Genomic DNA, 19,900 nt, shown 5'->3' with positions numbered 1-19,900 from the left:
TGATGTCGCGCAGCGCGTGGAACTTCCCGTAGTAGAAGTTGAGGTCGCGCACGGCGAGCTTGGCGGTGTTGGAGGCGGACAGGGCTTGCATGGACGGTTCAGGCACGGCTGCGGGTGACCACGCGGGCCAGGATATTCAGGCCCAGCACGGCCAGGGTGATGAGGAAGACCCCCGCCCACGCCAGCTGCTGCCAGTTCTCGTAGGGACTCATCGCGAACTTGAAGATCGTCACCGGTATGCTGGCCATCGGCTCGGCCAAGTCGGAGGTGAAGAACTGGTTGTTGAGGGCCGTGAACAGCAGCGGCGCCGTCTCGCCCGAAATCCGCGCGACCGCCAGCAGCACGCCGGTGACGACGCCGGCGCGGGCGGCGCGCACGGTGATCCGGGTGATCACCTTCCACTTGGGCGCGCCCAGCGCATAGGCCGCCTCGCGCAACCCCGACGGCACCAGCAGCAGCATGTTCTCGGTGGTGCGGATCACGACCGGGATGACGATCAGGGTCAAGGCCATGGCCCCGGCCCAGCCGGAGAAATGCTTGTAACGCGCCACCACCACCGCATACACGAACAGGCCGATGACGATGGATGGCGCCGACAGCAGGATGTCGTTGACGAAGCGCGTCACCGCGCCGAGCCAGCCCCTGGTGCCGTACTCGGCCAGGTAGATGCCGGCCATGATGCCGATCGGGGTGCCGACGAAGGTTGCCAGCAGCACCATCAGGAACGAGCCCCACAGCGCGTTGGCGATGCCGCCGGGTTCGTTGGGCGCCGGCGTCATCTGGCTGAAGGTCGACCAGGCCAGGCCGCCGATGCCGAGCCTGACGGTTTCCAGCAGGATCCAGATCAGCCAGAAGACGCCGAACGCCATGGCGGCCAGCGACAGGCCCAACGCGACCCGGTTGCGGCGCTTGCGGCTCAGGTAGATCCGTTCGCGAGCGGCCGCGGCGTCCCGCGACTGCACGAGCCGTTCGCCGGTGCCCCTCATGAGCGGGCTCCCTCGTGGCGGCGCAGCCGCGCCAGCAGCAGTTTCGACAGGCTCAGCACCACGAACGTGATGAAGAACAGCACCAGCGCCAGGTAGATCAGGGCCGCCTGGTGCATGCCGCCCGCCGCTTCGGCGAATTCGTTGGCCAGCGCCGAGGTGATGCTGTTGGCGGGCGCGAACAGGCTCACCGAGTCGAGCTGGTTGAAGTTGCCGATGACGAAGGTCACGGCCATCGTTTCGCCCAGCGCCCGTCCCAGGCCGAGCATGATCCCGCCGATGACGCCACCCTTGGTGTACGGCAGCACCACCCGGTAGATCACCTCCCAGGTGGTCGAGCCCAGCGCGTAGGCCGACTCCTTGAGCATCGGCGGCGTGACCTCGAACACGTCGCGCATCACCGACGCGATGTAGGGAATGATCATGATCGCCAGGATGATGCCGGCCGCCAGGATGCCGATGCCCACCGGTGGTCCCGCAAACAGCGCGCCGAGGTACGGCACCTGGCCGAACAGCGCCTGCAGCGGCTGCTGGACCCAGGTCGCGAGAATCGGCCCGAAGACCAGCAGTCCCCACATGCCGTAGACGATCGAGGGCACGGCCGCCAGCAGTTCGACGGCGGTGCCGAGCGGCCGCTTGAGCCAGCCGGGCGAGAGTTCGGTCAGGAACAGGGCGATGCCGAAGCTCACCGGCACGGCAATGATGAGCGCGATCAGCGAGGTCGCGATGGTGCCGTAGATCATCACCAGCCCGCCGAACTGGTCCCCCGGCGGGTCCCAGACACTGTTGGCGAGAAAGGCCGGACCGTAGCGGACGATGGCCGGCCAGGCGCCGATCATCAGCGCGACCAGAATGCCCAGCAGCAGGCCGAGCGTCAGCAAGGCGGCGGCCAGCGCCGCCCAGCGGAAGAGATGGTCACCGATCGCAGCGGTACGCCGACCGGCGGGACGCGCGGGCGCGCTCATGGCGCGGCGGCGCTGCGCGAGCACCGCTGGAAGTTCCTGGGAAGCCGCATGGGCCGGAAGTGTAGGCGACACGGTTGGCACCCCGGCGCTCGCTGCAAGAGTGTCTTGCGATCTTGTTACTTCGCGGCAACCGGCTTGCCGGCGGCGTCCTTGATCTGGGTGGACCACAGCTTCTCGACCTGGGACTTGACGGCGGCGGGCATGGGCACGTAGTCCAGGTCGTCGGCGGTTTTGTCGCCGTTCTTGTAGGCCCACTCGAAGAACTTCAGCGCCGCGCCGGCCTGCGCCGGCTTGTCCTGCACCTTGTGCATCAGGATGAAGGTGGCTCCGGTCAGCGGCCAGGACTGGGCCCCGGGCTGGTTGGTCAGGATCTGGTGGAAGCTCTTGGACCACTCGGCGCCGGCGGCCGCCGCCTTGAAGGCCGCGTCGTCGGGCGCCACGAACTGGCCGGCGGCGTTTTGCAGCAGCGCATAGGTCATCTTGTTCTGCTTGACGTAGGCGTACTCCACGTAGCCGATCGAGTTGGGCAGGCGGCCCACGAAAGCGGCCACCCCCTCGTTGCCCTTGCCGCCGGTGCCCGCCGGCCAGTTCACCGCCGTGCCCTCGCCGACCTTGGCCTTCCAGTCGGCGTTCACCTTGGACAGGTAGTTGGTGAAAATGAAGGTGGTGCCCGAGCCGTCGGCGCGGCGCACCGGCGCGATGGCCGCATCGGGCAGGTTCACCCCAGGGTTGAGCGCCTTGAGCGCCGCATCGTTCCACTTGGTGATCTTGCCCAGGTAGATGTCGCCAAGCACCTGCCCGTTCAGGCGCAGCTGGCCGGCGGCGATGCCCTTGACGTTGATCACCGGGATCACCCCGCCGATCACGGTGGGAAACTGCACCAGCCCCTTCTTGGCCAGCTCCTCGTCGGCCAGCGGCATGTCCGAGGCGCCGAAGTCCACCGTCTTGGCCTCGATCTGCTTGATGCCCGCGCCCGAGCCCACCGATTGGTAATTGATCTTCGCGCCGCTGGCCTTGTGATAGTCGGCCGCCCACTTGGCGTACAGCGGCGCCGGAAAGCTGGCGCCGGCGCCGGTGACGTCCTGGGCCGCCGCCAGGCCGGTGAAAGCGAGCGCGGCCAGGCCGAGGGTGGCGATGCGGAAGCTGGTGTTCATGTTTGACCCTGTGAGTTGGAACCGTTGCGGCGAACTCTAGGCGAGGTCTGTGACAGCGCTGTGACAACGTTTCGCGGCCGAGCTGTCCCGGCATGTTCGTTGCGTGCGGACAGGCGGATGGCCTTGCCGCAGCGCCGGCCGCCGCCTTCTGGTGCGCCGGCACCGTCATCGGCGCGTCACGCGGCTGCGGTCCACTGGAAATCGACCGAGGAGCACCCCATGATGATGCAGACCACCACCAAGGCCCGCCTGGAACTTCATCCGGGCGTGCAGAACCTGCCGCTGCGCGCCCGCAGCGTGCTGCTGCTGGCCGAACGACGGATGCCGGCGCAGGCGCTGGCGCGGCTGTTCAACGGCATGGGCGAGCAGATCGTGGGCGAGCTGTTCGAACAGGGCTATCTGGCGCCGGCGGACCGCGAGCCGCCGGCGCCGCCGGCAGCCCCGGACCTCGAAACCGGCTGAGGCTGCGCGGCCGGCTGGTCGCGGCGGTCGGCGGGCCGCGGCATAGAATGGCCTGGCCGGAGCCGCAGTGCAGATGTCCTGCGGTCGCCGGGTCCATCAACTCCGGCGGCGGCATCCGCGCAGCGGCCGAACCCCATCGAACCATGAGTGGAAGTCCTCAACGCTGGCGCGTCCTCTGGGCCACCTTCGCCGCCTACCTCTTCGACAGCTACGACCTCACCGTGCTGGCGCTGGCGATGCCGGTGCTGCTCAAGCTGCTGGGCATGTCGCTGCCCGAAGCCGGCCTGCTGGGATCGGCGACGGCGCTGGGCGCGATGGCCGGCGGCGTCGTCTTCGGCCTGATCGCCGAGAACCGCGGCCGGCGCTTCGCGCTGGTGCTGGCGCTGCTGTGGCTGGGCGTGGGCATGGCCGCCGTCTACCTGGTGCACACCTGGGCCCACTGGATGGCGCTGCGCTTCTTCACCGGGCTGGCGATCGGCGGCGTGTGGGGCCCGTGCGCGGCGCTGATCGCCCAGCACTGGTCGGCCGAACACCGCGGACGCGCCGCCTCCTTCGTCTTCAGCAGTTTCGCCATCGGCGCGGCGGTGGCGGCCGCGGTCGGCCGCTCGGTCCTGGAGACGCACTGGGAATGGCTGTTCCTGGCCGGCGCGGTCTCGATTCCCGCGGCGGTGCTGGCCTGGCATCTCATTCCCGCCGACCGTCCTGCCCCGGCGCCTGGCGCCGCGCGCACCGCGCCGCGGGTGGGCATCGGCGCCATCTTCACCCGCGAGGTCGCGCCGGTCACGCTGGCGGCCACGCTGGTGAGCATCGTCAACCTGGCCGGCTACTGGGGCGCGGCGTTCTGGATCCCCACCTTCCTGACCAAGGAGCGCGGCGTCAGCCTCACCACGATGCTGGGGTTCTCGTTCGTCATGTACCTGGGCATGTTCCTGGGCTTCCAGTTCTTCGGCTGGCTGGCCGACACGGTCGGGCGGCGCAAGTCGATGATGGCCGCCTTCGCGCTGTGCGCCGTGGCGATCGGCGTCTACATCGTCGTGCTCGACCCGATGTTCCTGTTCTGGTGGGGCGCCGTGGTCGGCTTCGGCCTGTGCGGCGCCGGCGGCATCCTGGGCGCCTATTACGCGGAGCTCTTTCCCGAGCACCTGCGCGCCTACGCCGGCGGCTTCTGCTGGAACATGGGGCGCGTCGGCGCGATGGCCGCGCCCTACACGATCGGCTGGATCGGCAAGTCGTACGGGCTGCAGTCCGGTCTGGCGGTCACCTGCGTCGTCTACGTGGTCGGCGTGCTGATGCTGTTCCTGCTGCCGGAAACTTTCCAGCGCGAGGCCCGGCGGCCCGCCGCCGCATGACCGTGCGCGGCGCGGCGCCGGACCCGGGCGACTGCCTGGGCCGCAAGCTCCTGATCCTCGGCGACGTCAACACCGGCAAGACCACGCTGGCCCGCCGCATCCTGGACGACCTGTGCCGTCGCGGCGTCGGGGCGCGCATCGCGATCGTCGACCTGGCGCCGCACATCCCGCCGGCGCTGGCCGCCGCGCGCGGCCTCAAGGGCGTCGGCGGCCGGCTGGCGGCCCCGGCCGGCTGCGCGGCCCTGTGCCTGCACGCGCAGCTGGCGGCGCCGCGGCTGAGCTCCGCCAGCGAGGCCGAGGCGATCGGCAAGGCGCAGGCCAACCTGGCGCTGGCCGACAGCTGCCTGCAGCGGCTGGCCGCCAGCGGCCGCAGCATCGTGTTCGTCAACGACGTCAGCATGTACCTGCAGGCCGGCACGGCCGAGGCGCTGCTGGCCCATCTGGCGCCGGCCGAGACCCTGATCGTCAACGGCTACTGGGGCCAGCGGCTCGGCGGCGGCGAACTGAGCCGGCGCGAGCGCGCCGGGATGGAGCGGCTGCGCGACTGGTTCGCCGCGAACGGCACCGTGCTGACCCTGCAGCAGTCCTTCGCCGCCTGAACGGCGGTCCACGGCGGCCGCCGGGCTGGCGCGCTCAAGCGAGCCGGGGCTGGTTCGGCGTGGCCGTGAGATAGCCGACGGCGGCGCCGTTGCGGTCCTTCCGGTTCGCGCGCACCAACGGCGACTCCCGGTCGCCCGGTGGCCGGATTTCGTGACACCGGCCGGCGCGCCGTCGCGGCCGCGCTTCCTGATGCGATCCTGATGCGCCGGGTGCTACGCTGGCGCGACATGACCCTGCCAGCCGTCCGCGACGATCCAGCGACGCCGTCCCCCCGCGACTGGGGCGTGGCGATCCTGCTGCTGGCCACCGCGACGACGGCCGGCCTGGCCCTGGACCGATACCTCTCGCTGACGAGCCAGGCCATGATCTACGTGCTGGCCGTGGTGGTCGCGTCCTACCGCCTGCCCTGGGCGGTCAGCGTCGGCTGCGCCTTCGGCGCCGTGATCCTGCTGAACTTCTTCTTCGTGCCGCCCCGCTGGACGTTCCAAGTCGAAGGCCAGGAGCACCTGGTCGCGCTGGTCACCATGCTCGCCGTGGCCCTGGTCATCAGCCATCTGGCCAGCTCGCTGCGACGCGAGACCCGGACCGCGCGTCGCAGCGAGCAGCGGGCGCGCCAGTTGCAGGCGCTGGCGACCGGGCTGGCCGACGCGAAGAGCCCCGGCGAGGTGGCCGCTCTGGCGGCCGAGGCACTGGCCGCGGCGTTTCCGGGGCCGTCCGTGATCGCGCTGCTCACGCCCCAGGGCGAACCCGACCTGCCCGGCGACCTGGCCGCCACCTTCGGCGACGGCATGCGGTGCTGCATCCGCGAAGGCGCCACGCTGGGGCCGGGCACGGGCCGCTGGCCGGGACTCGACGCCTGGTATCTGCCGCTCGGCACCGGCGGCCAGACGACCGGCGCGGCCTGCGTGCAGAACGTGTCCGCGTACGATCACGCCGGGCGCGAACACGCGCAGGCGCTGTGCGCCCTGGTCGCGCAGGCGGCATGGCGGCTCAAGCTGACGGCGTCGATGGAGGCGGTCCGGCAGGAGGCCCAATGGCACCTGGTGCAGAGCACCTTCCTGGCCGCCATTTCGCACGACCTGCGCACGCCGCTGGCGGCCATCGTCGGCGCCGCTTCGGCGCTCCAGACCCAGCGCGACAAGCTCGACGCCGCCGGCCAGGAACGCCTGCTCGCCTGCATCGTCAGCGAAGCGCGCTACCTGTCCACGCTCACCGAGAACACGCTGCAGCTGGTCCGCCTCGGACACGCCGACCGGCTCGACCTGGACTGGGTCTCGATGGAGGAAGTGGTGGGCGCCGTCCTCGGGCGCGTGCGCCAGCGCGACCAGTCGCGGCGCATCCGCTCCAGGGTCCCGCCGGCCCTGCCCCTGATCAAGGCGGACCCGGTGCTGCTCGCCCAGTTGCTGGAGAACCTGCTGGACAACGCCCTCAAGTACAGCACCGAGGGCATCGACCTGGCCGTGCGCCAGGTCGGGGACCGGCTCGAGGTCGCGGTGGAGGACCGCGGCCCCGGCATCGCGCCGGGCGAGGAGCAGGCGATCTTCGAGCGCTATCGGCGCAGCGACCGCTCGGGCCGCGGCGGCGCGGGCCTGGGACTGGCGGTCTGCCTGGCGATCGCGCGGGCCCACGGCGCCACGCTCACGGCGCGGCGCCGCGACGGCGGCGGCAGCAGCTTCGTGCTGGCCCTGCCGATCCACGCCGAACAGCCACGGGAGGTCGTCGAGTGAGCATCCGGCTGCTGGTGGTCGAGGACGACCCCGAAATCCGCTCGGTGCTGCACTCGTCGCTCGCGGCCGAAGGCTTCGACGTCCGCACGGCGGTGTCGGTGAGCGAAGCCGCCGCGATCCTGCACCATGCGCTGCCCGATGTCGTCGTGCTCGACCTCGGCCTGCCCGATGGCGACGGCCTCGACCTCGTGCGGCAGATCCGCAAGGCGCACGCCCTGCCGGTGCTGGTCGTCTCCGCGCGGCACCAGGAAGCCGAGAAGATCAAGCTGCTCGATGCCGGCGCCGACGACTATCTCACCAAGCCGTTCAGCGTCGGCGAACTGCTGGCGCGCATCCGCGTCGCGCTGCGGCACCGCGGCACGGCGCTGGACCCGGCCGCCACGGTGCACGAACTGGACGGCCTCAAGGTGGATCTGCGTTCGCGGCTGGTGACGGTCGCCGGCGAGCCGGTGCACCTCACGCCCACCGAGTTCAAGCTGCTCGCGCGCCTGGTGCGCAGCGCCGGGCGGGTGGTGACGCACCGCCAGCTGCTGGCCGACGTGTGGGGTGCGGAGTACACCGACCACACCCATTACCTGCGGCTGTACATGGGCCAGCTGCGGGCCAAGATCGAGGCCGATCCGGCCGAACCGCGCCACCTGCTGACGGAGACGGGGGTCGGCTACCGGCTGGCCGTCGCCTGAAGCGCGCCCATATGCTTTCCTGATGCGACGGCGGGCAGACTGCGGGCCTGTCCGGCGTTCGCAAGGCCCTCAATGAGCAACAACAACCTGCCGCGGGAAAGTCGCGCGGCCCTCACCGTCGGCGCGCTGGGCGTCGTCTACGGCGACATCGGCACCAGCCCGCTGTACACGGTCAAGGAGGTCTTCAACCCCGCACTGGGCGTGCCGCTGGACGCGGCCCACCTCGTCGGTGCGATTTCCGTGATCTTCTGGGGCCTCATGCTGGTGGTGACCCTCAAGTACGTGATCCTGATCCTGCGCGCCGACAACCGCGGCGAAGGCGGGATCATGGCGCTCACGGCGCTGGCATCCAAGGCCGCCGGCGGCGCGGCGCGGCGGCGCCTGGTGCTGCTGCTGATCGGGGTGTTCGGCGGCGCCCTCTTCTATGGCGACAGCGTGATCACGCCCGCCATCTCGGTGCTGAGCGCCGTCGAGGGGCTCGAGATCGCCACGCCGGCGTTCAGGCCGTACGTGCTGCCGATCTCGATCGGCATCATCATCGGCCTGTTCGCGGTGCAGCGCTTCGGCACCAGCCTGGTGGGCCGGCTGTTCGGCCCCGTGATCGGCGCCTGGTTCGCGGTGCTGGCGGTCACCGGCGCGCTGCAGATCGCGCGCGAGCCGGCGATCCTCGCGGCGCTCGACCCGTTGCACGCCTGGGGTTTCCTGCGCGCGCAGGGCTGGCACATGTTCGCGGTGCTCGGCGCCGTCGTGCTCGCGTTCACCGGCGCCGAAGCGCTCTACGCGGACCTGGGCCATTTCGGCCGGCGCCCGATCCAGGTGGCCTGGGCCGGCCTGGTGTTGCCGGCGCTCGCCCTGAACTACATGGGCCAGGGCGCGCTTCTGATGCGCGAGCCCGCGGCGCTGGCCAACCCGTTCTTCCATCTGTTCGCGCCGTCATGGCTGATCCCGGCGGTGATGCTGGCCGCCGCCGCCACCGTCATCGCGTCGCAGGCGGTGATCAGCGGCGCCTACTCGATGACCAAGCAGGTGATGCAGCTCGGACTGCTGCCGCGCATGCACGTGCTCCACACCTCCGAGAAGGAGATGGGGCAGATCTACATTCCGCTCGTCAACTGGCTGCTGCTGACGGCCGTGCTGCTGGCCGTGCTCGGCTTCGGCAGTTCCTCCGCGCTCGCCTCGGCCTACGGCATCGCCGTCACGGTGACGATGTTCACCACCACCTTGCTGACGTTCTTCGTGCTGCGCTACGACTGGCGCTATCCGCTGCCGCTGGCGGCCGCCTCGACGAGCTTCTTTCTCGCCCTTGACCTGCTGCTGGTGATCGCCTGCTCGCTGAAATTCCTCCAGGGCGGCTGGTTCCCGCTGGTGCTCGGCGTGGCCTTGTTCACGTGGATGGCGGTCTGGCGGCGCGGGCGCGAGCTGCTGCTCGAGCGTATCGGCCAGGACGATCCGCCCTTGCTGCCGTTCGTGCAGGCGCTCGCCGCCGACCGGATCAACCGGGCCCGCCGCACGGCCGTCTACGCCGTGGCCGGCCAGGACAGCGTGCCTCAGGCGCTGCTGCACAACCTCAAGCACAACCAGGTGCTGCACGAGCGCAATCTGATCCTCACCGTGGTGTTCCACGACGTGCCGTGGATACCCTCCGCCGAGCGGGTGGTGGCGACGCCGCTGGGTCCCGGCTTCTGGACGGTGCGCGTCAACTACGGGTTCAAGGACACGCCCGACATCCCGAAAGCGCTGGCCCAGTGCCGCTCCGAGGCCCTGCCGATCGATCTGTTCGAAACCACCTACTTTCTCAGCCGCGAGACCATCGTGCCGACCCGTCGCACCGGCATGGCACGCTGGCGGGAGGGACTGTTCGCCTTCATGGCCAGGAATGCCGGCAGCGTGGCCGACTTCCTGAAGCTGCCGAACAACTGCGTGATCGAACTGGGGACCCGGGTCCAGATCTAGCGACAGAATCGCGCATGGACGCGATGGCTTCGGTGATGGCCTTCCTGCAGTCGCTGCAGGGGCTGCCCGCCTATGCGCTGCTGTTCGGCGCGCTGGCGGCCAGCGGCTTCGGCCTGCCGATCAACGAGGACGTCCTGCTGCTGGCCGCCGCCGCGCTGACCCTGCGCGGCGTGATGGATCCGCTGCCGCTGATCGCCGTGGCGTGGTGCGGCCTGCTCTTCGCGGATGGGCTGGTCTTCCACTGGGGCCATCGGTTCGGCGCGCCCATGCTGCGGCACCGGGCGCTGGCCCGCATGCTGCCGCCGGCGCGCGTCGCCGCCATGCAGGACCGCATGCGGCGCTGGGGACCCGCCTCGATCTTCGCCGTGCGCTTCATGCCCGGCATGCGCACGGCGCTGTTCTTCGCCGCCGGGTCGATGAAGATTCCGTATTGGCACCTGTTCGTGTTCGATGGCGCGGCCGCCCTGGTGGAGCTGCCGCTGCTGGTCTACGCGGTGCGCGCGATCGGCGGCCGCTGGCAGGACATCCTGGCACGGGTGCAGCAGGTGCAAGGGGTGCTGGTGCCCGCGCTGCTGGCGGCGATCGCCGCGGCGCTGCTGTACCTGCTGCTGCGCCGCCGCAAGAGGCCGCCACCTCCACCGTAGGCGCCGCACCGGCCAACGGCAGAAGTTGGCGCCGTCCTACACGGGCCGCCGCGCTGCTGCACCAAAGTCGAGCCGAGCAAGGACGCAACGCCATGGCAGACCAACCAACGCAGAAGAATCTGTCAGCCAGTGCAGTGGCCGGCGCGCCCGCGACGGCCGACCGTCTGATGCTGGCGCGCCAACTACCCAACCGCACCGTCGCCCTGGTGCTGGCCGGCGGCCGCGGGTCCCGGCTGATGGAACTCACCGACAAGCGGGCCAAGCCGGCGGTGTACTTCGGCGGCAAGTTCCGGATCATCGACTTCGCGCTGTCGAACTGCATCAACTCCGGCATCCGCCGCATGGGCGTGCTGACGCAGTACAAGTCGCATTCGCTGCTGCGCCACCTGCAGCGCGGCTGGAACTTCCTGCGCGGCGAGGCCAACGAATTCATCGACCTGCTGCCGGCGCAGCAGCGCGTGAACGAGGCCTACTGGTACCGCGGCACGGCCGATGCGGTCTACCAGAACATCGACATCCTCAAGTCCTACGGCCCCGAGTACATCCTGATCCTGGCCGGCGACCACGTCTACAAGATGGACTACTCGCTGATGCTGCTGGACCACGTGGAGCGCGGCAGCCGCTGCACCGTCGGTTGCATCGAGGTGCCGCGCCTGGAGGCCACCGCGCTGGGCGTGATGCACATCGACGAATCGCGCCGCGTCACCGCCTTCCTGGAAAAGCCCAAGGACCCGCCGCCGATGCCGGGCAAGCCGGACCGCGCGCTCGGCAGCATGGGCATCTACGTCTTCAACGCCGAGTACCTGTACCAGCTGCTCGAGCAGGATCTGGCGGACGACACGTCCGACCACGACTTCGGCAAGAACATCATTCCGCGGGTGGTCCGCGAGGACAACGTGCTGGCGCATCCGCTCAACCTGTCGAGCGTGCCTTATGCGACGCGCGACAGGCCGTACTGGCGCGACGTCGGAACCGTGGACGCGTTCTGGGCCGCCAACCTCGACCTCGCCTCCGACCTGCCGGAGCTGAACATCTACGACCGCGAGTGGCCGATCTGGACCTACCAGGAACAGCTGCCGCCGGCGAAGTTCGTGCCCGACCATCGCGGCAACCATGGCGTGACGGCCAACGTGCTGGCGTCGGGCGGCTGCATCGTGTCGGGGTCGGTGATCCGCGACGCGGTGCTGTTCTCGAGCGTGCGCATCCACTCGGGCTGCACCATCAGCCAGGCGGTGATCATGCCGACCTGCGAGATCGGGCGCTACTGCCGGCTGTCGAAGGTGGTGATCGACCGCGGCTGCAGGATTCCGGAAGGCATGGTGATCGGCGAGGACGCCCAGCTCGACGCCAAGCGCTTCCACCGCTCGCCCAGCGGCGTGGTGCTGGTCACCTGCGAGATGCTGGAAAAGCTCTGACGCGGCCGCCGGCCTTGCGCCGGCTCACCCGGCCGCGGCGGCGCCGGCGATCCGGCCGCTGACCAGCGCCTGCGCCAGCCCGCCGAGATAGCCGCTGGTGCTGAAGCCGCCGACGTCGCAGCCGGCCGCATGGAGGCCGGGGATCGGCGCCACCTGCAGTTCGTCGGGCGGCGCCGTCACCAGCGGGAGCATCGAGATCGACGCGGCGCGGCGCAACACCCGCATGTCCAGGTCGGTGCGCAGGCCGCCGCAGGTGAAGGTGACGGCCGAGCGCACCAGCGCCGCGCTGAAGGGCGGCCGCAGCACGGGAAACGGATTGGCCCGGCGCGCCGGCGCCAGCCGGGCGCCGCGGCCCTGCACCACCGCCGCGTTGTATTCCTCCAGCGTGCGCAGCACCTGGTCCGGCGGCAGCCCCCACGCCTGCATCCGATCGGCCAGGCCCGCCGGCGTGTCCGCCTGCGCGACCGGCCCGCCGGCCTGGCGCGCCCGTTCCAGCACCACCCGAGCGAGCGCCCCGCCCTCGTAGGCGCGCTCGGCGACGTCGGCATCGAAGACGTACGCCGCCGTCGCGCCCGGTTGCCTGGCGATCTGAGCGTTCAGCCATTCCTCGCCGGTGCCGGCCGACTCGTCGGTGAAGCGCTGCCCCTGCAGATTCAGGGCCACCGCCAGCGGCCCGTACTTGTGGCTCATCTCCTGGAAGCCGAAGGCGTTGAAGCGAGCCGGCGGCGCGGTCAGCGCATGGCCGTAGAAGGTGTCGAGCGCGCAGCTGGTGGCCGCGCCGCCGTCGAGCGCGGCCAGCAGGCCGTCGCCGGTGCTCCACGGATTGCCGCGCAGGTACATCGCAGCGGCGTGCGGCGACACGTGTCGCGCCAGCAGTTCGGCATTGCCCTGGAACCCGCCGGTGGCCAGGACCACGGACCGCGCGCGCACCTCGATCGCACCATCGCGGTCGAACGCGCGGGCACCGGTGACGGCGCCATCCTCGAACAGGAGATCCTGCAGCGCGGTGCCGGCGAGCAGCGTCGCGCCCGCGGCGCGGGCGCCGTCCACCAGCGCCTGCGTCATCTGCGGGCCCGCGGCCGCGCGGCCGCGTCCGCACTGCAGGTAGACACGCTCGGGTTCGAGTTGCACGCCCTGCGCGGCGAGCCAGTCCAGCCCTTCGCTCAGGCCGCCCACCAGCAGGTCCTGCAGCGCCGCGTCGCCGTCGGGCGCCCGCGCGCGCGCATCCTGCAGGCGGGCGAAGGTCCACACGATGCCGTTGGACAGGTACATGGAGCCGCCGAAGCGCGTGCCCTTTTCGAGCACCAGCACCCGCGCGCCGCGCTGCCGCGCGGTGAGCGCCGCGCACAGGCCGGCCATGCCGCCGCCGAGTACCAGGACATCGGCCGCGAGTTTCCTTCTCGTCGTCATCTTCGATCCGTCATCGCCACGGGCCCGACGATCATAGGCGGGGGCGCGCGCTGCCGCCTCTGCGAGCAGACCCATGACAAATTCGCGGTGCCCGTTGCGCGCAACCATCAGAAGCCCCGCGCTGCGAGCGATCCGGGAAAACGCTACAGTTCGTCCTTCGCGCCAGACCGTATAAAAACCTGACCAACCGATTCCGCCTCCCGTCCGCCTCATGATGAAGACCCTGTTCACCCTCCTTTGCGTTGCCGCCCTGGCCGCCCTGGCCGTGGTGCTCGGCCGCGCCATGCTGGGTGGCGGTGCGATCCGGGTGGAATGGTTGCTCGCCGCCGTGGCCGTCACGCTGGTGGTCGCGCGCTGGCGCGCGGTGGCGCGCCGCCGGCAGCGCCAGAAGCTGCAGGAAATGCGCGACTCCGCGCTCTGGTAAGCGCGGCCCGTTGTCGCGGCACCACACACCGTGTCGACGACCGCAGCGCCCGTGCCGCCCTGGCGGCAGCTCGCCTGGAACGAAGCCTGGCGCGCCCTCGGTGGCGCCGCCGCCGATGAATCGCGCTACGCCGAACTGATCGCCGCGTGGAGCGAGCCGCACCGCCGCTACCACACGCTGCAGCATCTGGACGAATGTCTCGCGCTGTTCGAGCGCGTGCGGCCGCTGGCGCAGGCGCCGGGGGAAGTCGCGCTGGCGCTCTTCTTCCACGACGCGCACTACGATCCGCGCCGCCACGACAACGAGGAGCGCAGCGCGTGCTGGGCGCGCGCAAGCATCGTGCAGGCCGGAGCCGCGGCCGCCGTGGCCGACCGGGTGCAGGCCCTGGTGCTGGCCACGCGTCACGACGCCGTTCCCGCCGGCGCCGACGCCCAGCTGCTGGTGGACATCGATCTGGCCATCCTCGGCACCGAGCCACAGCGCTTCGACGAGTACGAGCGGCAGGTGCGGCTCGAATACGCGCACGTGCCGGAGCCCGACTATCGCGCGGGTCGCACTCACATCCTGCGTCGCTTCCTCGCGCGTCCGCGGATCTATTCGACGGCGCCGCTGGCCGCGTGGTTCGAGGCCGCGGCGCGCCAGAACCTGGCCCGGGCGCTGGCGCGCCTGGCCGGACCGTCCTGAGGAACGCTGAGCAGTCGCGCCGCGGCTGACCGGGGCAGACCCCGGTGGATGCAAGCCGGCATGACCTGCTCGGCAGCGCTAGGCGTTGCCAATCGCTGCGACTGAAACAGGAGGAGGGATGCTGGATCCTCCACCGCCACGCGGGGTCACTGATGCGTGCCGGGACGGCGCAGATGCGGATGGATGCCGAGACCACGCCGGGGGACCGATCGTGTTTCATCAGAACTGAGTAGCCAGTTCCGGCGATTGGCCGGCCGGGAGCTCGCATGTGGAATCGATTCCGGCTCTGCGGAGCCGACAACCGCGGCCGCCTTGATCGGCGGTCATCGTCCACATCGAGAGGAAACATCATGAAGAGTCTCGCCCTGTTTGCACTCAGCACCATCGCCACCGCAGCCATGGCCGTCCAGCCCACGTCGCCCGGCACTGTCAGCATCGGGGCGACGGGTTCGTCGACCCAGACCTCGAGCATCAGCAACACGACGGTTTCCAACCTCGCTTCCGCCGTGCCCGGCACCGCCGCGCACCAGAACCTGGCCTCCAACCACGGCGGAAACGTGATCATCAATGGCTCGTCGACGCAAGAAGTGAACGCGAGCGGCCCCGCTGCGAACGCCATCAAGAACACCGCGGCCGGGAGCGGCGCGTACGCGCTGCAGGACCTGTCGTCGAACGCCGGCAATGTCTCCATCGGCACCGGCGCCGTCTCCAAGCAGCTGACGAACGTGCTCGACGGCACGACCCTGGACAACCACGCGACCGGTGACGCCAGCAATGCCTTCCAGAACCTGTCGAGCAACAACGGAAACGTGAACGTCAACGCCGGCACGTCTGACCAGAAGACGACACTCAATGCCTCGGTGGTGAAGAACGACGCGCAAGCGAACGGGACCACGGCCATCCAGAACCTGTCGAGCAACTACGGCGGCACCGGCGCCGGCGTCCTGCTGAATGCCAATTCGACCCAGACCACCACGTTCAACCCGGGCACGGACGCGCTGAACACGACGAGCGGAATCAACAGCTTCGCCGTGCAGAACTTCGCCAGCAACTACCTCGACGTGACCGTCAATGCCGCATCGATCCAGACGGTGACCGCAACGGGCAACACCGACTTCAGCAACACGGCCTTCGGTCTCAATTCGAAGGCTGCGCAGAACATCTCCTCCAACTTCGACAACGTGACCATCGGCGGACCGTCGACCCAGACGGCCTTCTTCTCCGGCGCACTGGTGACCAACGAGGCCAATGGCACCAACTCCAGGGCAGTGCAGAACATCAGTTCCAACTACGCGCCCAGCCCGGCGTTCTGAGACGCCACGCCATCGGTTGCGCCGGCCCCGAGGGCTGGCGCAACTTCCCGACCATCCGAAGGAGAGAACCACATGCACACGACCACCGCCATCCTTGTCGTTGCTGGAGCGCTCCTGGCGACCGCGCTGCCGGCCCTGGCCCAGGTGCCGGGTGAAGACCCCCTCATCCTCGAGCGCAAGCAGACCATCCAGATGCTGCCGCTGGGCAACGCACCGAAATCCAGCGCCCCCAGCCTGAACACTGACATGCCGGCGTGGCAGCGTGCGAAGGTGGCGCGGTACGAGGCCAAGGCCTTCAACCTCGACCCGGGCGCCGTCCAGACCGGGGAGGACGTCATCAACACCGCCAGGAGCGACGGCTTCAAGACGACGTGCACGCAGTCGATCGCCAGCACGGTCGTGCCCAAGGGCTCCACGTTGAAAAGCGGGACCGAGCAGATCGTGGTGCTGCGCGGAGACCTGGTGAACATCTGCAACTGACCACCCCGGGCGTTCCGGACGGAGACCGCCGTGCAGGACAAGACAACAAGAACCCTTCCGGGCCATTCCAGGCCCGTCGCGTGCGCGCCCGCGATGGCGCTGCTCGCCTTGCTCGCAGGCTGCATGACCGCGCCGCTCGACGCGCGCAAGGAGGCGGACTACCACGCCAAGGCGCCGGCCATGGACCGACCGGTCGTGCGACCGACACGCGCGCTGACCAGCTTCAGCGAGTCGCTGCGGTGCATGGACCGGCTGCTGCGCGCCTCCAATCTGCCGACGACGCTGATCGCCAGCAAGCAGATTCCGGATCCCACCGGCAAGGTGCCGGTGGCGGTCAAGGACATGATCGTCACCTCCTTGTCCCAGATGTCGCGGCTGTCGAACGCGTTCCGCTACGTCGACTACGAGGTCGACATCGCGCGGCAGGACACCGTCCAGAATCTCACGACCATCCTGCTGAACAACAACCAGCTGCAGCTGCAGAAGCCGGCGCTCTACGTGTCGGGCGCGGTCGCCTATTTCGACCAGCAGGTGCTGTCCAACCGCTTCGACGTCGGCACCTCGGCGAGCCGCCTGGACACCGGCTACAGCCGCAGCCGCAACGCCTCCGTCGTCGCGCTGGAGCTGCACATGGGCGACTTCCGCACGCGCACCCTCGTGCCGGGGCTGGACTCCGCCAACGAGGTGGTGATCGGCGGCGCCGGACAGGGCCTGGACGTCCAGGGCCGCATCGGCTCCTACAGCGTCAACTTCAACGTCGGCCGGGACTATTCGCTGGGCGTCGGCGGCGCGATGCGCACGCTGATCGAGCTGGGCGTGATCGAGCTCGTCGGCAAGTGGGCACGCGTCCCCTACTGGCAGTGCCTCACGCTGGAACAGACGCATCCCGAATTCCAGCGCCAGATGCGCGACTGGTTCGAGGAGGGCGCGCCGCTGGAGCAGAACCGGCTGGTGCAGCGCTCGCTCATCTCCCGCGGCTACCTGCGGCCCGACGGCGCCGACCTCGGACCCGACGACCCCGAACTGATGGAGGCCGTCGGCCGCTTCCAGGCGGACAGCGGCATCGTCGTCAGCGGCGTCGTCGATTTCGCGACGTACGAGCGCGCGCTGAGCGACTTCGTCGCCCTGGGGCCCGACGGCAAGCTGCAGCGCGTGGGCTGGTCGGATGCCGGCGTCGCGCCGCGGCGCCATGTGCCCGGAACCAACCAGCTGCGGCAGGCGCTGGGAAGCCCGCCGCAACCGATCGCCATCGACCTCCAACTCAAGAACCCGATGGTCGGCCGCACCGGCTTCGAGGTCGGCGAGCAGGTGTTCGTCTCGGCGACGCTGTCGCGGGCCGCCTACCTGTACTGCTTCTACGTCGACGCGCAAGGTCGGTTGCTGCGCCTGCTGCCGAATCCGACCCACCCCAATGCGCTCGTTTCCGGCGAGCTGTCGCTGCGCATTCCGGACTGGATGAGCCCCTTGCCCGGCTTCATCATGGACGCGACGGCGCCCGGCACGGAAGGCCTCGCCTGTTATGCCTCCGGCCGCGACCTGGCCGGGCCACTCGGCCCGATCGTCACCGCACCGGCCTTCGTGCCGCTGGAAGGCGTGACCAGCGTGGAGGCGCTCACCGAGCGGGTCAACACGGCGGCCGGGGCCGGCAATGCCGCGATGGCCGCGCTGCAATGGCAGGTGGCCCCGCGTCGGCAGCCGGCCGCCGCCCCACGCCGATGAGCCGGTACCGCGCCCTCGCCGTGCTGGCGTGGGCCATGGCCGCGGCGCTGGCCAGCCGCGCCGCGCAACAGGACCCGGGCGAGTCGCCTGCGGCCGTGCCGCAGCCATCGCAGCAGCCGCCGGTGCTGCCGCCGATCGTGCCGGCCGGCCCGCAGCTGCCGCCAGGGCTGCAGACGCCGACGGCGCCCGAGCTGTCGCCGCAGCCGCCGGCGCGGCCCGGCATCGCGCCGGAGGGTGCGCTGCCGCCGGTGGTGGCAATGCCGCCGCAGACCGATCCGGCGCTGCAGGCAGAACTCGCGCGGCTGCGGGCCGCCGCCGCCGGCAGCGGCCGGGCCGCGGGCCACGCCGCGTGGCGGCTCGGGCTGGCGGCCCTGCACGGTGTGGGCGGTCCGGTCGATCCGGCCCAGGCGCGCAGCTGGTTCGCGCGCGCCCGGCAGCACGGCGAGCCGCTGGCGGCCGCGGGCCTGGCATGGTGCGCGATCGACGGCTGCGGCGGGCCGGCCGACCCGGCCGCGGCGCGGCGCTGGATCGGCGCGCTGCAGCCGCACGATGCGGCCCGCGCGCAGTACCTCGATTGGCTGCTCGCGTCGGAGCGAGCGCCCCTGAGCGTGTCGCCTGCGCCGCTGCTGCCGGGTCCGCAGGCTGCACCGACGCCGCGGCAGGCAGGGCCAGCCGGGCCGCCCCTGCGCGATCAGCTGCAGGCCGCCGCGCGCGCGGGCAGCGTGCAGGCGCAGTTGGAGCTGGGCCTGGCCGCTGCCGCCGAGGGACGCGAGGACGAGGCCCTGGCGCTGTTCCGGGCGGCCGCGCCGCGATCGCCCGCTGCCGCAGCCAACGTGGCGTTGCTCCGGCAGCGTGGCGCCGCGCCGGCCGCGCCAGGCCCGGGGCAAGCCACCTTCGAGCGCGCGCAGCGCGTGCACCGCGGCATCGGGCAGCCGGCCAACTTCACGGAAGCGGTGCGCCTGTACCGGCAGGCGCAGCAGGAGGGCAGTGCGGCGGCGGCGCGGATGCTGGCCCTGATCTTTTCGCGCCCAGCGCCGGACGGCGGGGTGGACATCGCCTGGATGCAACAGCTGGCACAGGTCGACGTGACGCGCGACATGCCGACGGTGGACCCGTCCCCGGCGCGCGAAGTGCTGCGCCGCGAGCCGACGCCGCTGTCCGACCTGCTGCCCGAGCGCTGGCGCCCGCCGGCCGGGCGCTGGCGCAGCTTTGAATAGCTCGCGCCGTGCCCGCTCGCATCGGCGGGCCCTGCCCGGACTCGTTCAACCGAAGCGCGGGCGCGCCTGGGGCGACCGCCGATCGGGGCGGCCGGGATGCTGCGCCGGTACTGCGGGCAGCAGGATCAGTACCTCAGCATCGCCCCGGCACAGGCACCCTCAGCTCGCCAGCTCCTTCATCACCGCGTACAGATCGCTCTTGCCCTCGAAGCCGATGCCGGGCAGCGCGGGCAGCCGGACGTAGCTGTTCTCCACCTTCACGCCGTCGGGGAAGCCGCCGTACGGCTGGAACAGGTCGGGGTAGGACTCGTTGCCGCCCAGGCCCAGGCCGGCCGCGATCTGCAGCGACATCTGGTGGCCGCCGTGCGGAATGCAGCGCGCCGGCGACCAGCCGTAGGACTTGAGCATCTCCAGCGTGCGCAGGTACTCGACGCAGCCGTAGCTCAGCGCGCAGTCGAACTGCAGCCAGTCACGGTCCCGTCGCATGCCGCCGTAGCGGATCAGGTTGCGCGCATCCTGCATCGAGAACAGGTTCTCGCCGGTGGCGATCGGTCCGGCGTAGCGCGTCGCCAGCGCAGCGTGGAGCAGGTAGTCGAGCGGATCGAGCGGCTCCTCGTACCAGCGCAGGCCCAGGGGCGCGATCGCGTCCGCATAGGCAAGGGCGGTGTCGAGGTCGAAGCGCCCGTTGACGTCGACGCAGAGACGCTCGCCCGTCCCC

The 19,900-nt window shown here is 70.7% G+C and carries 19 protein-coding genes; 14 read left to right on the top strand and 5 right to left on the bottom strand.

Features of this window, described 5'->3' with window-relative positions; all coding sequences use genetic code 11:
- Nucleotides 1–98: 98 nt before the first annotated feature.
- The 3 genes from pstA to pstS all read right to left on the bottom strand — a co-directional run bounded on the left by pstA (nt 99) and on the right by pstS (nt 3,102).
- Nucleotides 99–986 carry a phosphate ABC transporter permease PstA gene (gene pstA / locus VNT59_RS10145; RefSeq protein WP_325498249.1) on the bottom strand — a complete coding sequence of 296 codons (888 nt, stop codon included), beginning with the start codon at nt 984–986 and terminating at the stop codon, nt 99–101.
- Complete coding sequence (gene pstC, locus VNT59_RS10140) at nt 983–1,948, bottom strand: phosphate ABC transporter permease subunit PstC (RefSeq protein ID WP_325498247.1); 966 nt, start codon at nt 1,946–1,948, stop codon at nt 983–985. Before pstC ends, pstA begins: the two co-directional genes overlap by 4 nt.
- Nucleotides 1,949–2,064: 116 nt before the next feature.
- On the bottom strand, nt 2,065–3,102 hold the full coding sequence (pstS, locus tag VNT59_RS10135) for a phosphate ABC transporter substrate-binding protein PstS (RefSeq protein ID WP_325498245.1): 1,038 nt from the start codon (nt 3,100–3,102) through the stop codon (nt 2,065–2,067).
- Nucleotides 3,103–3,321: 219 nt separating this feature from the next.
- Here pstS and VNT59_RS10130 point away from each other — a divergent pair, with 219 nt between their 5' ends.
- The 8 genes from VNT59_RS10130 (at nt 3,322) to glgC (ending at nt 11,935) form a co-directional block, all read left to right on the top strand.
- Nucleotides 3,322–3,564, top strand: a complete 243-nt coding sequence (locus VNT59_RS10130) for a hypothetical protein (protein WP_325498243.1) — start codon at nt 3,322–3,324, stop codon at nt 3,562–3,564.
- A 143-nt stretch (nt 3,565–3,707) separates the two neighbouring features.
- The gene (locus tag VNT59_RS10125; RefSeq protein ID WP_325498241.1) at nt 3,708–4,913 is read left to right on the top strand and encodes an MFS transporter; all 1,206 of its coding nucleotides are present in this window, start codon (nt 3,708–3,710) and stop codon (nt 4,911–4,913) included.
- On the top strand, nt 4,910–5,512 hold the full coding sequence (locus VNT59_RS10120) for a hypothetical protein (RefSeq protein WP_325498239.1): 603 nt from the start codon (nt 4,910–4,912) through the stop codon (nt 5,510–5,512). The genes VNT59_RS10125 and VNT59_RS10120 overlap by 4 nt, the downstream gene beginning before the upstream one ends.
- 228 nt (nt 5,513–5,740) lie before the next feature.
- Nucleotides 5,741–7,240, top strand: coding sequence for a DUF4118 domain-containing protein (locus tag VNT59_RS10115; RefSeq protein WP_325498237.1), 1,500 nt, complete (start codon nt 5,741–5,743; stop codon nt 7,238–7,240).
- Entirely contained in the window at nt 7,237–7,923 is a 687-nt protein-coding gene (locus VNT59_RS10110; protein ID WP_325498235.1) for a response regulator, read from the top strand. Before VNT59_RS10115 ends, VNT59_RS10110 begins: the two co-directional genes overlap by 4 nt.
- A 72-nt stretch (nt 7,924–7,995) precedes the next feature.
- Nucleotides 7,996–9,876 (top strand): potassium transporter Kup, encoded by a 1,881-nt coding sequence (locus VNT59_RS10105; RefSeq protein WP_325498233.1) that lies wholly within the window; start codon nt 7,996–7,998, stop codon nt 9,874–9,876.
- Between the two features lie 14 nt (nt 9,877–9,890).
- Nucleotides 9,891–10,520, top strand: coding sequence for a DedA family protein (locus tag VNT59_RS10100; RefSeq protein ID WP_325498231.1), 630 nt, complete (start codon nt 9,891–9,893; stop codon nt 10,518–10,520).
- A gap of 167 nt (nt 10,521–10,687) precedes the next feature.
- The gene (glgC, locus tag VNT59_RS10095; RefSeq protein ID WP_325498251.1) at nt 10,688–11,935 is read left to right on the top strand and encodes a glucose-1-phosphate adenylyltransferase; all 1,248 of its coding nucleotides are present in this window, start codon (nt 10,688–10,690) and stop codon (nt 11,933–11,935) included.
- 24 nt (nt 11,936–11,959) lie between these two features.
- Here the strand turns inward: glgC and VNT59_RS10090 are convergent, their stop codons facing one another.
- Nucleotides 11,960–13,345, bottom strand: coding sequence for an FAD-dependent oxidoreductase (locus VNT59_RS10090; RefSeq protein WP_325498229.1), 1,386 nt, complete (start codon nt 13,343–13,345; stop codon nt 11,960–11,962).
- A gap of 211 nt (nt 13,346–13,556) precedes the next feature.
- Here VNT59_RS10090 and VNT59_RS10085 point away from each other — a divergent pair, with 211 nt between their 5' ends.
- From VNT59_RS10085 to VNT59_RS10060, 6 genes are all read left to right on the top strand, one after another.
- Complete coding sequence (locus VNT59_RS10085) at nt 13,557–13,769, top strand: hypothetical protein (RefSeq protein ID WP_325498227.1); 213 nt, start codon at nt 13,557–13,559, stop codon at nt 13,767–13,769.
- Nucleotides 13,770–13,799: 30 nt separating this feature from the next.
- Nucleotides 13,800–14,453, top strand: a complete 654-nt coding sequence (locus VNT59_RS10080) for an N-methyl-D-aspartate receptor NMDAR2C subunit (RefSeq protein ID WP_325498225.1) — start codon at nt 13,800–13,802, stop codon at nt 14,451–14,453.
- Between the two features lie 266 nt (nt 14,454–14,719).
- Nucleotides 14,720–15,766 carry a hypothetical protein gene (locus tag VNT59_RS10075; protein ID WP_325498223.1) on the top strand — a complete coding sequence of 349 codons (1,047 nt, stop codon included), beginning with the start codon at nt 14,720–14,722 and terminating at the stop codon, nt 15,764–15,766.
- A gap of 72 nt (nt 15,767–15,838) precedes the next feature.
- A complete protein-coding gene (locus tag VNT59_RS10070) occupies nt 15,839–16,246 on the top strand; it encodes a hypothetical protein (protein ID WP_325498221.1) in 408 nt (135 codons plus the stop codon).
- 123 nt (nt 16,247–16,369) lie between these two features.
- Complete coding sequence (locus tag VNT59_RS10065; RefSeq protein ID WP_325498219.1) at nt 16,370–17,965, top strand: DUF4384 domain-containing protein; 1,596 nt, start codon at nt 16,370–16,372, stop codon at nt 17,963–17,965.
- The gene (locus VNT59_RS10060; protein ID WP_325498217.1) at nt 17,962–19,182 is read left to right on the top strand and encodes a hypothetical protein; all 1,221 of its coding nucleotides are present in this window, start codon (nt 17,962–17,964) and stop codon (nt 19,180–19,182) included. The genes VNT59_RS10065 and VNT59_RS10060 overlap by 4 nt, the downstream gene beginning before the upstream one ends.
- 159 nt (nt 19,183–19,341) lie before the next feature.
- On the opposite strand, the gene VNT59_RS10055 is transcribed toward VNT59_RS10060, so the two are convergent.
- Nucleotides 19,342–19,900 (bottom strand): enolase C-terminal domain-like protein (locus tag VNT59_RS10055; RefSeq protein WP_325498215.1); only part of this gene is annotated, 559 nt, incomplete at its 5' end.

It is taken from the genome of Ramlibacter sp. (assembly GCF_035554825.1).
GTDB lineage: Bacteria > Pseudomonadota > Gammaproteobacteria > Burkholderiales > Burkholderiaceae_C > Ramlibacter.
Note: the sequence above shows the minus strand (reverse complement) of the source record. Positions and strands in the feature narration are given on the sequence as shown.